General features: G+C 58.0%; 12 protein-coding genes. 4 read left to right on the top strand and 8 right to left on the bottom strand.

Annotated elements, in window-relative coordinates; translation table 11 throughout:
* Positions 1-25 precede the first annotated feature (25 nt).
* From GR183_RS05530 to GR183_RS05500, 7 genes are all read right to left on the bottom strand, one after another.
* Positions 26-787, bottom strand: coding sequence for a hypothetical protein (locus GR183_RS05530; RefSeq protein WP_160774585.1), 762 nt, complete (start codon positions 785-787; stop codon positions 26-28).
* An 11-nt stretch (positions 788-798) separates the two neighbouring features.
* The gene (locus GR183_RS05525) at positions 799-2,061 is read right to left on the bottom strand and encodes a glycosyltransferase family 4 protein (protein ID WP_160774584.1); all 1,263 of its coding nucleotides are present in this window, start codon (positions 2,059-2,061) and stop codon (positions 799-801) included.
* A complete protein-coding gene (locus GR183_RS05520; RefSeq protein ID WP_160774583.1) occupies positions 2,058-2,900 on the bottom strand; it encodes a class I SAM-dependent methyltransferase in 843 nt (280 codons plus the stop codon). Before GR183_RS05520 ends, GR183_RS05525 begins: the two co-directional genes overlap by 4 nt.
* Positions 2,897-5,080 carry a glycosyltransferase gene (locus tag GR183_RS05515; RefSeq protein ID WP_160774582.1) on the bottom strand — a complete coding sequence of 728 codons (2,184 nt, stop codon included), beginning with the start codon at positions 5,078-5,080 and terminating at the stop codon, positions 2,897-2,899. Before GR183_RS05515 ends, GR183_RS05520 begins: the two co-directional genes overlap by 4 nt.
* 206 nt (positions 5,081-5,286) lie before the next feature.
* A complete protein-coding gene (locus GR183_RS05510; RefSeq protein ID WP_160774581.1) occupies positions 5,287-5,892 on the bottom strand; it encodes a calcium-binding protein in 606 nt (201 codons plus the stop codon).
* A 435-nt stretch (positions 5,893-6,327) separates the two neighbouring features.
* A complete protein-coding gene (locus GR183_RS05505; protein ID WP_208999759.1) occupies positions 6,328-7,713 on the bottom strand; it encodes an HlyD family type I secretion periplasmic adaptor subunit in 1,386 nt (461 codons plus the stop codon).
* On the bottom strand, positions 7,710-9,455 hold the full coding sequence (locus GR183_RS05500) for a type I secretion system permease/ATPase (RefSeq protein ID WP_160774580.1): 1,746 nt from the start codon (positions 9,453-9,455) through the stop codon (positions 7,710-7,712). Before GR183_RS05500 ends, GR183_RS05505 begins: the two co-directional genes overlap by 4 nt.
* Before the next feature lie 434 nt (positions 9,456-9,889).
* On the opposite strand from GR183_RS05500, the gene GR183_RS05495 reads away from it, so the two are divergent.
* From GR183_RS05495 to GR183_RS05480, 4 genes are all read left to right on the top strand, one after another.
* Positions 9,890-10,321 carry a MarR family transcriptional regulator gene (locus GR183_RS05495; protein ID WP_244313625.1) on the top strand — a complete coding sequence of 144 codons (432 nt, stop codon included), beginning with the start codon at positions 9,890-9,892 and terminating at the stop codon, positions 10,319-10,321.
* Positions 10,322-10,337: 16 nt separating this feature from the next.
* On the top strand, positions 10,338-11,627 hold the full coding sequence (locus tag GR183_RS05490; RefSeq protein ID WP_160774579.1) for a glycosyltransferase: 1,290 nt from the start codon (positions 10,338-10,340) through the stop codon (positions 11,625-11,627).
* Positions 11,628-12,050: 423 nt separating this feature from the next.
* The gene (locus GR183_RS05485; protein WP_160774578.1) at positions 12,051-12,602 is read left to right on the top strand and encodes an HPF/RaiA family ribosome-associated protein; all 552 of its coding nucleotides are present in this window, start codon (positions 12,051-12,053) and stop codon (positions 12,600-12,602) included.
* Between the two features lie 55 nt (positions 12,603-12,657).
* Positions 12,658-13,023: an SPW repeat protein gene (locus GR183_RS05480; RefSeq protein ID WP_160774577.1), complete on the top strand. Its 366-nt coding sequence runs from the start codon at positions 12,658-12,660 to the stop codon at positions 13,021-13,023.
* A 64-nt stretch (positions 13,024-13,087) separates the two neighbouring features.
* Here GR183_RS05480 and lhpI read toward each other — a convergent pair whose 3' ends face one another.
* Positions 13,088-14,035, bottom strand: a complete 948-nt coding sequence (gene lhpI / locus GR183_RS05475) for a bifunctional Delta(1)-pyrroline-2-carboxylate/Delta(1)-piperideine-2-carboxylate reductase (RefSeq protein WP_160774576.1) — start codon at positions 14,033-14,035, stop codon at positions 13,088-13,090.
* Between the last annotated feature and the right edge of the window lie 74 nt (positions 14,036-14,109).

Below are 14,109 nucleotides of genomic sequence, written 5' to 3'. Positions count from 1 at the left end.
TGCTCTTGCTTATGTCCGTCATCCCTCAGAACCCTGCGATCATGGCGCCGATCATGCCGACGACGGCACCGACGAGCGTCGCAAGGAGCATGAAGTGGAGAGGCGCTCCGCCGCTGCGTCTGTCCGCGAGGTCGGCAAGGCGGTCCTCGAAAGCCTTCAACGTCGTGTCAAAACGAACGAGAAATACTTCAAGATCCTGGACGCGCTGCGAAAGGTCTCCCTGGCCTCCCCGCAGCAGGGCGAGCGCTTCACCAAGTTCCCCGTCAGTCGAGGCAAGCGTGTCGAGACGGCTTGTCGTGTCCTTCAGCAATGCCGTCGCGTCTCTTTGGCCGACGGCGATCTGACGCTGTGCGGCCAGCAGCCGGTCCAGCTTTTCCATTACACGTGCCAAGGGAAGCGCGATCGCCGCTTCGGCCGCCCGTTCCCCCGCCTCGGGCTGACGCAGGGCCTGCTTCGAACCGTCGAGCGGCGAAACGGCAACAACCGACAATCCGTCCGGCGAGGCTTTTGCTTCCTGCGGCAATTCGAGGTCGAAAGCATAGGCTCCGTCGCCTATGCCATTGCGGCGAAGATCGACCCGGGGAGTGTCCGCGACCGTTGTGACCAATCGTCGTCCGTCAAGGAACACCTGGATCGTCATCCGGCTTTCCGGATGAACCGCATCCCATGCCCAACCGTAGAGCCTGCCATCCTCGAAGGCATCGATACGGCCCTGGATCTTGGTACCTTCGCGCGCGCCGGTCTCCCGGGGTGAAGTCTGTGCCGGTTCGGCTTTGGCGACGGACATATCCTATCTCCTCAGGCCGCGGCGTTCTGCGGCGCGGCCTTCAATTTCGCGAACAAGCGCAGATATCTCTCGGCCACGGCCGCGACCGATGGCGGCTGCCTGTTGTTGGCCACAAGCCTGCGGTGGAGATCCGGGTCGCCGGCAGCAAGCCGCATGACACGCGCAAGATCGGAAACATCGCTCCTTTGCGCATGCAGGCCGTCGACCCCATCCTTGACCGCTTCGGCCATGCCGCCCACGCCACTTGCAATGACGGGACGCTTGTGCTGGCGTGCCTCTGCGATCACGAGCGGCGCGTTCTCCCACCAGACGGAAGGAACCACCACCCAATCGATCGACTGCATCAATCGCGGAATATCTTCCGGCCGGTAAGGCCCGACACGGGTGACGCGGGCGGATGTTTCGTCGAAAAGCGCGTCTATCTCGTCGACAAATCGCTCCCCCTGGAAAGGCGCTCCGCCATGCACCCGAAGCTCGAATTCGACGTCCGCTTCAATGAGCCTTTTGCAGGCGCGTAATAGTACCTCTATCCCTTTCCAGGGCGTAAGATTGCCGAAGTAGCCGAAAACGTTCCTCGCATCGCAGAGGGTGCTTCTTGCGAGGGCGGCATCCACATCGGGCCTGCCGTTGGGCAGCAATTCGATCTTTTCGCCCGCAATACCCCACCTTACATAGGCATCGCGCAGGAATGCGCTGGGTGATGTGAATTGATCGACAGCCTCGAGGTGCGTCTTGATATATCGTTCCCTGAGGCGCATCCGCTCGGCCGGCACATCTTCGATACAGCTGCAAAGTCCACCCTGCTCGAATGCCGCGCATTGCTCCTGCGGGCTTTTCATCATCACGCCGTCGTTTGCGCAAATCGCGTAATAATCGTGCAACGTCATGACGATGCGCGCATCCGGAAGCGTTCTGCGGATAAGGGTCGGAAGCTCTACACCGAACAACAGCAGATGATGAATGTGGACGACGTCCGGCCGGAACGTCTCCAGCAGGTTTTTCATATCGGGAACGAAGCCGTAGAGATCGATCTGGCTCATGCTGAGCCTGTCGAAATGCCCTGCCCACATCAGGATTTCGTCACGGCTGTCGCCGATTGCCTGAAAGCTCGTCCCCGGATGCGGTTCCCGATGGAGACGGTTGGTAGCGGCAAGAAACAAAGCCTCGTGCCCAGCATCGCGGTATTCGCGGAAAAGCTCGTGGGCCACGGTCTCCGTGCCACCTGGATGAAGCGAGGGATGATTATGTGCCAGCACAAGAATTCGCATGGTCATGCCCCCCTCGCCGTCTTAACCGCGACAATGAAGTCCTGATAATTCGGTGCGTCGGACTTTCCGCGCCAACGCCCCAGTTGCTTGATCGCGAGCTCGAAACCCGACGCCCGCAGATGCCGATCCAGAAACCCGTCATCAAAGGCGACGGCCGCAAGCGGCGTTTCCTTGTTGGCATGCCACGCGCTCCCTTGCCCCTCACGCTCGAAGCCGAGGCGGGGGTCGCGGCCATCACCATCCAGTTCGATGCCGTCTTCGATGACGAATGCCGAGATGAAGAAACGCCCTCCGGGCGCCAGCAACCTTGCAATTTCAGCGAAATACGGACGGATTTCGCATGCCGGAAGATGGGTGACGACGCTCGTCATGATCACGAAGTCATACGCCCCCGCGGAGAACGGCAAGGCAATGGCGGAACCGTCCACACAACCATCAGGGTTGTAGAGCGGATGCGACACGTCGATATGCGTGAAACGGAAGTTAGGATAGTGGCTGGCGATGTTGCGCGAACACCATTCAATTCCCGATGCGGCAGGATCTACGCCGGCATATTCACCCGCCGCGGGATCCAGATATTGAGTAAGCGGAACCGCCATGCGGCCTATGCCGCAGCCCACGTCGAGAACGCGATCGTTTTCCCTCAATCCACCGATCTCAATGAAATAGCGCAGGAATTCCAAGCCAATCGTACGAAAGTCCCCGTCCCCCACGAATATCGAATCGCGCGGCGGGACCGGCAGGAAACGGTTGCGCTCAACGACCTTCAGGAAATCGTTCAGCCGTTCGCCCTGAAGGGGTGCTGGCTGGATAAACGGTTCGCGGACAAGGGCAACCGTATTCATGCGGCAACCCTCTTGCCCCGGCTTGCGCCGTCAGGCGCGGTCATCAACTCCTTGATCTCGTCTTCCCAGCGGCATTGGTGCAGCCACCTGTTGTATTGGGAAGCGACGCCGCGCGTGTAATCGGCATTCTTGCGGATCGACCGGCGCTCGAAGTGGTAGAGTTCGGCTTCGGGAACATATGCGATGCCCTGCCCCGATCGCCTGACCTTCAGGCAAAGGTCGCTGTCCTCGTAGTCGCCGATAACATAATCTTCCGTGAAGCCTTCAACGGCCTCGTAAGTCTTCCGCTCGACCACGAGGCAAGCGCCGGTCACCGCCGGGACTTGCCTTTCGGCATTCGCATCGGCGAAATGACGCGGAAAACCCTTGAAATAGTGGTGATTGAACCACTTGCCGGCCTGGTTCTGGATGAAGTGAAGCCCGGCGTGCTGGATGGCATTGTCTTCATAAAGAAGCTTGGCCCCGGCCACACCAATACCCTCATCGCGCTGCAGGCAAGCTGCGAGCAACGAGAGCCATCCGGCTTTTGCCGGGATCGCGTCCGAATTGAGCATCGCGATGTATCTGCCGCGAGCGACACGCGCTCCGGCGTTGCACGCCATTGCGTATCCGGCATTCCTCTCCATCACGGCCAGCTTTACGGATTGCCCGAACAGAAGATGGAAACTGCCGAGCAGATCCTCGACATCTCCCGCCTGCTCGGGCGAGTCGAGCACGTAGATCAATTCGGCATTTGCCGAGATCCATGGATCGGTCGCCAGCGCGGCGAATTGCGCCTTGAGAAACCCCAGTTCCCTGTAAAGTGGAATGACGATCGAAACCTGGGGATTGGCATGCTCGACACCCATATCCGACACCTTTGGCCGGCCAACCGACGCCCGAATTCGATGCTGGATCGACGACAGGGCCGGTGCGAGACAACTTTCGAGCATGCCGTCGGCAAGATGCTGAGGTGGAACGATCGACAACATCCGCCTTCTGATCTCATTGAGATCGCTCGGCTGCGGCGGCGGAATGAGCGAATGGCGCGCACCGGAGGCGAATCTCGCCTCAAAACGCGGCTGAAGCATAATGTCGAATGAATTCGCTACCGGCGCGAACGCGGCAAAGCATGTGACGCGTTGCGCGCCCTGCTCCTCGGGCAAAACACCCGGAAATTCATTCAATTCGAGCGTATGCGATACGCCGGATGTATCGATCAGATCTATAGCTTCGACCATCCCGATCGGGTCATGCATCCATCCGCCGACCAGGACTCCGTTTTCTCCCCCAAGAGCAACCTCCACGGCCAGGGAAGACAAGCGCCCCTCGCCGCTGACGCGCCTTGCCGGAAGCGGGTCTGCCAGTTGCATCTCCACCACAGCTGAGCGCGCTTGCCTCGAACGGGATCCGAGCACCGAGACTACATAGTCGCGAAGACGCGCATTCCTGGGCTTTCGGGCATTCCACCACTGGACGAGCGATTGTCCGGCAGCGGAAAAATCGAGCTTGCGCACCGCAAGCCCCCAAGGCCCGGTAAGCACCAGATATCCGCCCTTGGGAAGAACCGGCATTTCTGCAAGCAAAATTACGGGATGGCGGTTTTTCGAGCTTTCCTCGAGAATGCAGGGACTCCCGCCAATTCGCATCACCCCATTGCCGGTCACAAGGGATGCCGTCAAAACGGTATCGCACCCTGCGTCCAGTCGCGTCTCGATTATGCGGGTCGCGCCGACCGATGCCGAACAGGCAGCCAGCGGCGGATCTTCACTCAACTCGCCAAGCAGGCGAAGGACGAACTCCGTAAAACTGCGGCTCCTGCCAAGCTTGAAGATCCCCGGCCAGGTATTGAGAAGCGCCGAAATCATAGCCGCGCGACCGTTGAGCGACAGGTTCTTGAGGATCGTTCGAGGATCCGCGAAAGCGATATCATCCGGCTGCGGCACATGGATATCCGTCTCGGACGCTATCGCACCCGCGCTTGCCCGCAATTCACGCGTTTTGTTCGCGTCATTGCGAAATACCCAAAGAAGTCTTGTTCCGCCGTCATTTCGTGCAAGGCGCACGCATGCAACCGGCGAAAGCTTTCCGCCGTCCCTTTCTTCCAGGCGGGGGGATGTCCAGGCCCGGTTCTGAAGGTCCCAAACGACGAGGCAGACACCGGAAGCGAGCGTGAAAACCTCGGGAGTTTCAAATGTCATCCTGTCATTCGGACTTACAGAATCAAGCATCGGCATGGATCACTATCTTTTGCGGAAGACTGCCGGGGAATGCGCCGCGATAGCGGAACCGAACCGGCAAGGGAAAACACCAACACATTGAATCCGAACCGACGTTTTGCCGGCCTGGTTCAGGCAGAACGGATCGCCGGGCGCCAGTGAGGCTGGCGCCCGGATCTCCTTCATCATCACGAGATGACGAAATAGGTGCTGGGATCGCTCTGGACGTCGTCCACATCGACGTTGTTCAACGTCAACGTGTCGCCATTGCCCAGATCGACGATCGTGCTGTTGCCGACCTGCGAAGCGCGCGCGGCCACATCGGCTGCCGAGGATATACCCGTGCCGTTGATGTCTGAAGCAATCTGGACCAGGTCTTCGCCGGCGTTGAAATCCATGACCAGGTCGTTGCCGCCACCGCCGTTGAACACGAAGATGTCGAAACCGTCTCCGCCGATCATGACGTCGTTGCCTGCGCCGCCATCAATGACGTCGTTTCCGTCGCCGCCAAGAATGGTATCGTTGCCTTCGCCGCCGGAAAGGTAGTCGTCGCCCTGATTGCCGAAGATCATGTCGTTGCCGGCATCTCCGAAAATCGCATCGTCGTCGGCTCCGCCGAAGAGCATGTCGTTTCCTTCTCCGCCGGAGATCACTTCATTGCCATCATCGCCGAAGACGAAATCGCCGCCCTCATTGCCGAGCAATATATCGTTTCCGCCAAGTCCGAAGATAAAGTCAGGCGCGTTAGTGCCGACCAGGAAGTCCTGATAGGCACTGCCTTCTAAAGTGGCCATTGGTAGCTCCCACGATTCGTTAAGTTGAATTTGCGCACCCGTCTGTCGAACAGGCGTATTCCGCAGCACGCAGAATTGTGCGCTGCATAAAGAGAGACTACACGATTTGCGCCAAAAACAAAGGAAGATATCGTGGAAATATTATGGCAGTACTTTGGTCAAACGACTTTTTTACTAAATTGAATTTAGATAATACTTATAAGACAGAACATTAATCGAATTAAAGTAATTTGAAATTCAATCAATACGTGGAATACAGCCAACCAAAAGAAGCCGCCAAGACAATCGAAATTATCAAAAAGCCAAACCAACGCATTGAATTAATTACAAAATCAACAAAACTCCAATCATATTAGTAAACATTTAAAAAATATCATTAGATGAAATTGAAGACTAACTTTGCACCCAATCTAAATTATTCAAATCCAATTGATTTCAATCTTCACGAAATGCGCGATTGAAACTTTCGGTAATCGGCTCGACCAAATACTCGATTGCCTTGCGGGATCGTCGCATTATTTGAAGTTCCGCCGGCATGCCGGGGTAAAGGGCGACCAGGGGATTGTCTTTCAATTCGGCCGGATCGATCTCCGCGCGGACCACATAGTAGGCCACCTGGTTCTTGTCATCGACGGTCTGGTCCGCAGCGACGAACGTTACCTCTCCATCAAGCGGCGGCGTCTTCCGGATGTCGTAGGCGGTGAGCCTGACCCTGGTTTTCGATCCGACATGCACTGAATCGATATCGCGGAGGTTCATTCGCGCTTCGACAAGCAGCTTTTCGTCCTTCGGCACGATATCCATGATCGGCTTGCCGGGCTCGACCACGCCACCGGGCGTGCGCATTTGAACATTGTAGACAATGCCGCCCTGAGGAGCGTGGACGACAAGTCTGTCCAGGACATCCCGCGCCGATTTGAGCTGTTCGTTCGTCGCATTGAGTTCGAGTTGCGCCTCAAGGAGTTTGCCGGCAATTTCGCTCTGCAATTCCTGCTCGATCGAAAGAACGGCAACCTCCGCCCCTTGCCTTGCCTTTTCCGAACGGGCCTTTTCGGCCACAAGTTCGCCGCCATCCCCGATCAACTCATTCAATTCGAGTTCGACGACGCTCAAATTCGCTTTGGAGGCATACCCCTTCTTTTCAAGCCCCGTCAGCGCATCGACGCGTTCCTTCAAGAGGCGTCGCCGCTCCCGATTGGCGGATATCTGGGCTTCCGCTGCCTCTATCTGCGCGGTGTACTGCTCAATTTCCTTTTGCTGATAGGCGATCTTGCCTTCGTAAACTTCGCGACGCTTTTCAAACAGGCGCCGTTCTGCAGCGATAACATCGGCAACGATCTCGGAACCGCTTTCCTGCAACTCGCGAGGAAATTCGATTTGGCCCGCCGTGTCCCGTTCAGCCTTCAGCCGGGAAATCATGGCCATCAGACCTATTCGCTTGCCACGCAACTGTTCGAGGTCGGCACGTGCGCGCGTTTCGTCCAACTCTACAAGGGGTTGCCCCTTTTCGACGAATTCCCCCTCCTGCACCAGCAACCGCTTGAGGATTCCGCCTTCAAGATGGGTGATCGTCTTTCGCTGACTGTCCACGATCACATTGCCGGTCGCAATTGCGGCGCTGTCCAGGTTGGCGGTGAACCCCCATCCAAGAAATCCGCCGAAGCCCACCAATATGGCGATAGCGCCGGCAACAAGCGGTGTCCGCAGGCTCGGACGCGGCTCATCGTCTTCGAAGGCGCGCATGTACCACGGCTCGGCATCCGTCTCCGGGGGAACCGGAGTCTCGATCCGATTTTTATGGACCCTCAATTCCCGGTTCATGCGACTTCTCCCGGCGTAATTGCAGGTGCCACCGATTTTGACTGCAGGCGTGAGGCGATATTGCTCACGACCTGCGTTCGTTCGCCGAATTGCGTTATGCGTCCTTCCTGAAGCACCAGAATCTTGTCGGCGGCTTCCATGATCGCCGGTCTGTGGGCGATGATGATGACGATCGCACCGTCCGCCCTTGCGGAGGAAATCGCCTGCAGCAATGCCGTCTCGCCTTCGGTGTCGAGATTGGCGTTGGGCTCGTCCAGCACCAGCAACCGCGGGCGCCCGAATAGCGCGCGAGCCAGGGCAACCCTCTGCTTTTGCCCTCCCGACAATGTGTATCGGCCATCGCCCACCGGCGTGTCATAGCCAAGCGGCATGCGTCCGATCATTTCGTGCACGCCTGCGGCCCTTGCCGCATCGATGACGAGGCGCGGGTCCGCTTCATACATCCGCGCGATGTTTTCCCGCACCGTGCCGTCGAGCAACGAGACGGACTGCGGCAGGTATCCGACCATCGCGCCGAAGGATGCGCGCTCCCAGAGATAAACGTTGTGACCATCGAGGAATATTCCGCCCGAAGTCGGCTGAAGCGCGCCAACAAGCAGACGGGCAAGCGTCGATTTTCCGGCCGCGGATGGCCCGACGACCCCCAGCACTTCTCCCGGTTGAAGCGAAAAGGAAATCCCCTTGATCACCGGAACCTGAGTATTCGGCGCGGCATAGACCAGCCTGTCCACGACAAGGTCGCCTTCGGATCGCGGCGTCGGGATCGTCTGACGGGTGGATGAGTGATTCTCCATGACGTCGCGCACCCTTTTCCACGCCGCAAGCGCAAACACCCATTGCCGCCAGTTTTCCGTCAGATTGTCGAAAGGCATCAGCAGCCTGCCCATGATGATGCTTGCGGCGATCATCGTGCCGGGGGTGGCGTCTCCACGGATCACGAGCGACGCGCCAAGCGAAAGCACCGTCACCTGCATGCCGAATCGCAGGGAGCGCGTTGCGGCATGTATCGCCTTGCTTCGTGTGTTGCCCAGCGTCATCAAATCGTTGGCGTGAAACTGGCTGGCTCTCCATCGCTTGGCCAGCGCCGGCATGATTCCCATCGCCTCGATGGTTTCGGCATGCCTCAAGGTCGACCCGATTCTGGCGACATTCTCCCGGTTCGCCGCATTCGCTTCCTTGAGGATCGGCCGCGTCAGAAGGTCCGACAGGAGATTCAATCCGACAAGAATGGACGCGGATATGACAGCCAGAAGTCCGTAGAGCGGATGGAGCATAAACAGGACAAACAAAAAAATGGGCGCCCAGATCGCCTCAAGCGGAGCGCTTATCGCATTGCTCGTTATGAAGGATCTCAGATCATTAAGGTCGCGAAGGGTTTCGGACGCGAGAGCGCTGCCGCTTTCCAGCGATGACCTGACGCCCGCCTCCAAAGCGGGCAGGTTCAACTTGCGAACAAGTGCGGCCCCCATCACCTGAAACACGAGCCCGCGGACAAACTCCAGAATACCATAAAGAGCAAGCGCTCCTGCGGCGATAATTATCAGCATCCTGAGCGTATCGAGGCTTTGACTGCTTAAGACGCGGTCATGGACCTGCAACATGAACAGGGGAACGGTAAGTTGCAGGAGACTTATGAAACCGCTTAACGCTCCGGCACCAAGCAACCCTGCGGCGAAGGTTTTGCGAGCATTCCGCACAAGTGTAGAAGTATCGCCGGAGTCTTTATTTCGGCGTCCGATCATTTAACTCGATACCTTAGCTTGACTACGGTGCATCCGGCCGACGCAAGCACGCCAACCAATTGCCCCGAAAACGACACAAGTTTTCCATACAGATGTCATGCATCCATAGAGACTATAACAATAAAACAATGCCATATAAATTATGGCGATCTAGTGAAATTCTTAATCGACCAGGAATGCGGCGAGTTAAACATAAAAATGTACATAAAATGGGAGGAAATATCTGTGAATTTATTTCGAATTTCGTTCGAAACCACTCCGGAGTATCGAGGCACATGGAAAAAAACACGATCGAAATGGCACAATTCACCGACGAACAAGACGGTCATCACAGGCCATGGACGAAAGAACGGTTAAACAGCGTGAGCGATGAAAAGATAAGTAACACCCGTCATAAAGTTACACATCTTGAGCTTGTGAGAATCATCGAACGAATGCATCGCAGGTATCTGGACCGGCTGCGGCTCGATCTGAATCGCCTCGGTGCGGACGACGTTTCTCCTTCGCAGGTCATGCTGCTGTTCACCATCGGCGACAACGACCTTTCCGTTCGCGACCTGCTCGACCGGGGGCACTACCTCGGATCGAATGCTTCCTACAGCCTGAAACAACTCGTACAGGCGGGCTATGTCGACCGCACGCCGTCGCAGCGAGACAAGCGCTCGGCCCGTATCAAGCTGACGGACAAGGGAAAAAGCCTGTGTGAGGACGTGCGCGCCGCCGATGAAGCAAACCAGAGGCTTATCGTCAGGAACGAAAGGGATTTGCTGGCGCTGCAAGAAACCGTAAATACGTTGCGGCGGCTTGAGGTTGCCTGGGCTACCGGGCTTCCGGGCATCGGCCCGTCCGATCTCGACATTCGCTGACCGGAAACGGCCGGTGATGCACATCGCATTGGTACACCGAAAAGGACCGGCTCAATTCCGCTATCTCGCGCAGAATTTCGCGGAAGATGGATGGAAAGTCACCTTGATCACGCAATCCGCCGAATCAAGGATTCGCGGAATGAAGATCATCACATACGCAGGCGGAACGGCACAGGAAGTGTCAGGCCCCGCCGCCGGTTCCTCCTTGATGCTTCCCCATGTTTCCGCCGGCTCCCGAGTGGCGGAAATCCTCAGCAAGATCGCCAGTCGCGAAGGGGCGCCCGATATCGTCCTCGGCCATATCGCGTGGGGCGGCATGCTGTTTGTAAAGGATGCCCTTCCCGACACTCCCGCACTCGGTTACTGCGAATACTACTTTCAACCTGCAGGCGGAGATTCCGGTTTCGACCCAACCGAATCGGTTGGACTTCGGGAACTGCAGCAGATGCGGCTCAGGAACTCCACGCAGCTAACAACTCTCGATCAACTGGACGGCGGGATCAGCCCGACACACTGGCAGCGAAGCAGGTACCCTTCTCTCTATCGGCCGCGTATTTCTGTTATCCACGAAGGTATCGACACCAACCGGGCGCGTCCGGATCATTCTGCAACCTTCGAACTGCCCGACGGCACGATGTTCGCCAAAGGCGATCCGGTAATCACCTTCGCCTCCCGTGACCTGGAACCATATCGCGGCTTCCCGCAATTCATGCAAGCCGCCAGCATCATCGCAAAACGAAATCCAGAAGCGCGATTCGTCGTCGCCGGCGGGGATGGCGTCAGCTACGGAAAGGCGCGCGATGACGGACTCACCTGGCGCGAAGCCCTGATGCGCGAAACCGCTCTGCCGCCGGACAGAATCCACTTTCTCGGCCAGTTGCCGCACTCTTCGCTCATGCGTCTGTTTCAGGTTTCTGCAGCGCACATATATCTCACCTATCCGTTCGTCCTTTCCTGGTCGTTCCTCGAGGCCATGTCATGCGGCTGCGCGGTGATCGCCTCCGCCACCGCACCGGTAGAGGAAGTCGTGAGCGATGGAGAAAACGGAAGGCTTGTCGATTTCTGGAGCCCGCAAGAAATTGCCGAGACGACGCTCGAGATCCTGCGCCATCCCGGCGCATTTTCGCGCATGCGGTCAGCTGCCCGACAAACTGTCATTTCGCGTTACGGGCTGATGAGTTGCCTCAATCAAAACCGAAAGCTGATCGAACGCATGACTGGCACTCGGCACCAATACCCCGCTGCAGGTATCGACAACAGGGGCATATACGAAGAGAAAACGCCGACGGGCGATATCCGGCTTTGATGTCGGCGCAGCCCGATTATTCGGAGCTTTGTATCACTTGCCCTCGGCGACCGTTCTTCACGAAACGCGCGCCTGGACCATCGGCCGTCCGCGTCCTGGTCATCGGGCGCTCGCCGCTGGTTCTGTGCATGATCCTCGCCAAGTTGCAGGAGTTCGGCATTTTTGCATAAGGCGCGGCGGAGGCCGAGACCGCGCAATCTCACCGGGCAAGGTGGCGGAAAGTTGCCGAAAGAACATCCTGCTGCTGCTCGATAGTTTCAATACGCAAATCCTTTGCGTAAAGTTATTGGTCGGCAGGTAATACGGCGCAGCGATTTGGCCGATACGACGCTGCGGGACCAATTTGCACTTCGCTCTCACTGTACTGGCGCGATGCGCACTGCAATCAACGATCCCGATAAGCTGCAGGAAGCGAGCACGATCATGAAGACCGAACCTCAGATCACCTACAAGGGGCTGGATTCCTCTCCGACGGTCGAAAACGCCATCCGCAAGCGTATCGACCGGCTCGACCAGATTCATAACCGCATCACATCATGCCGCGTCACGATCGAGTTGCCGCACCGGCATGGACGCAAGGGCAAGATCTTCCATGTCCATGTCGACATCACGGTACCGGGGGCCGAAATCGTCGCCGGGCGCGAGCATGAAAACAATCACGCTCATGAGGATGTGCTTGTCGCGGTCCGCGACAGTTTCAATGCCGCACAACGCCAGTTGGAAGACGTGGTGCGCAAGATGAGCGGCCATCTGGTCAAGCCCGAGCCGGTCAAACTGCACGGAATTGTCGCCCGGCTGGTACCGGAGGAAGGATTCGGATTCATTCAAACGGTGGACGGGCGTGAATTCTTCTTCAGGCGGGACAGCATGGCGTCAAACGACCATTGGAACGAACTCCAGCCCGGAACGGAAGTTCGCTTCACCGAGCATACGGGCGACAAGGGCCCCTTCGCTTCGGCTGTCTCTCCTGTTTGAGGAATAGCTTTCGGGGCTGGTTTCGCAGGTTGATGCGAAAGGAAGGAAGGAAGCCATGAGCACACTTTCCAAAAGACTGTCACTACAGTGGAAGGATGCCATTTGCCTCGCCCTGGGGCTCTGGATGATCGTATCGCCGTGGACCCTCTCCTATATCGACGCGATGAACCCATCTTGGAATGCCTGGATCATGGGCGCGCTGATCGCGGCCGCGGCCCTAGCGGCGCTCTCTGCATTTCACAAATCGGAAGAGTGGTTCAGCGTGATCTTCGGCCTGTGGCTCATCATCGCGCCATGGGCGCTTGAATTCTCGGGCATGCCGGTCGCCACATGGAACCATATCGTCGTGGGTGTCCTCGTAGTGCTTCTTTCGTTGTGGACCGTGGTCACGGCGTCGGACACTCCGGGCCTTATGACCTGAGACGATCCGGAGCACCCCTTTTAAACCAGTCCCGAACGGGTGTTGGCGCGACCGAAGGCACGACTTATCCGCTTGCCGAAGCCTCGTAGGCGAGAATGCCGGCCGCCAGGTCTTCCAGCGCCGCCCCGGTCATCTTGAAGAGTGTGATCTCTGAATCATTCGACCGGCCCGGCTGCCCGCCGCGCGCGAGGTCGAAGAGATCTCCCTTGACGGCTTCCGCGTCAATCGCGCCCGCTTCGATCGCCTGAATGATATCGCCGGCTTCCTTGAGCGCACCTGCCCTGGTGTCCACGAAAACGCTGGATCGGCGCACAGCTTCGTCGTCGCTTTCGCGCATCGACGGTTTGAATGCCCCGACAAGATCGACATGCGTTCCCTCACGCAGGGCTTCGCCCCGGATCAGAGGCACATCGGAAAGCGTGGCCGCGGTAACGATATCGGCTTGCGATACCGCTTCGTCCAGATCACTCACCGGCGCGCAGGCGATCCCCTCTTCCCGGGCTATTTCTTCCGCAAATGCAAGCGCCTTCCCGGGGTCTCGCCCCCATACCCGCACATATTCGATCTTGCGAACGGCGGCATGGGCCGGCACCAGGTTTCGCGCGATGCGCCCGGTCCCGACGACCAGGAGATGACGCGCGTCCTTTCGTGCCAGATAGTCCGCCGCAAGGGCCGAGGTCGCCGCCGTGCGCCGTGCGGTTAACTCGCCGCCATCGATCATGGCCAGCATTTCACCCGTCATTCCACTCGATAGGCAATAGTTCGCCATGACCGCCTGAAGCCCGCGCGCGCCGTTTCCGGGTACGACGGTCGCCATCTTCACGCCAATGTATTTCCCGGGCAGCCATGCCGGCATAAGCAGCAGCGTTCCGTCCGCTTCGCCCGGCACCTTGAAGTCGTGGTGATGGCGCACAGGCATTTCGCAGCCCGTTTTGAACATCTCCCGCAGCGCTTCGACGAGCGGTCGCCATTCAAGGGCTTCACGTGTGGCGCGTTCATCCAGATGCAGCATCGCCGGCTCCCGAAATTCGATTTCAACGGTCCCGGCCCGCAGCGTGTTGCCTGCCCATCCGGGAATCCCCAGTT

The organism is Stappia sediminis, from assembly GCF_009826895.1.
In the GTDB taxonomy this organism is placed as follows: Bacteria; Pseudomonadota; Alphaproteobacteria; order Rhizobiales; family Stappiaceae; genus Hongsoonwoonella; species Hongsoonwoonella sediminis.
This window is presented reverse-complemented; position numbering and strand designations above follow the sequence as displayed.

Excerpts from the sequence above, each read along its gene's own strand:
- GR183_RS05505 (WP_208999759.1), bottom strand. The coding sequence starts at position 7,713 with ATGAACCGGGAATTGAGGGTCCATAAAAATCGGATCGAGACTCCGGTT.
- lhpI (WP_160774576.1), bottom strand. The coding sequence starts at position 14,035 with ATGCTGCATCTGGATGAACGCGCCACACGTGAAGCCCTTGAATGGCGA.
- GR183_RS05520 (WP_160774583.1), bottom strand. The coding sequence starts at position 2,900 with ATGAATACGGTTGCCCTTGTCCGCGAACCGTTTATCCAGCCAGCACCC.
- GR183_RS05525 (WP_160774584.1), bottom strand. The coding sequence starts at position 2,061 with ATGACCATGCGAATTCTTGTGCTGGCACATAATCATCCCTCGCTTCAT.
- GR183_RS05480 (WP_160774577.1), top strand. The coding sequence starts at position 12,658 with ATGAGCACACTTTCCAAAAGACTGTCACTACAGTGGAAGGATGCCATT.
- GR183_RS05530 (WP_160774585.1), bottom strand. The coding sequence starts at position 787 with ATGTCCGTCGCCAAAGCCGAACCGGCACAGACTTCACCCCGGGAGACC.
- GR183_RS05490 (WP_160774579.1), top strand. The coding sequence starts at position 10,338 with ATGCACATCGCATTGGTACACCGAAAAGGACCGGCTCAATTCCGCTAT.
- GR183_RS05500 (WP_160774580.1), bottom strand. The coding sequence starts at position 9,455 with ATGATCGGACGCCGAAATAAAGACTCCGGCGATACTTCTACACTTGTG.
- GR183_RS05515 (WP_160774582.1), bottom strand. The coding sequence starts at position 5,080 with ATGACATTTGAAACTCCCGAGGTTTTCACGCTCGCTTCCGGTGTCTGC.
- GR183_RS05485 (WP_160774578.1), top strand. The coding sequence starts at position 12,051 with ATGAAGACCGAACCTCAGATCACCTACAAGGGGCTGGATTCCTCTCCG.
- GR183_RS05495 (WP_244313625.1), top strand. The coding sequence starts at position 9,890 with ATGCATCGCAGGTATCTGGACCGGCTGCGGCTCGATCTGAATCGCCTC.
- GR183_RS05510 (WP_160774581.1), bottom strand. The coding sequence starts at position 5,892 with ATGGCCACTTTAGAAGGCAGTGCCTATCAGGACTTCCTGGTCGGCACT.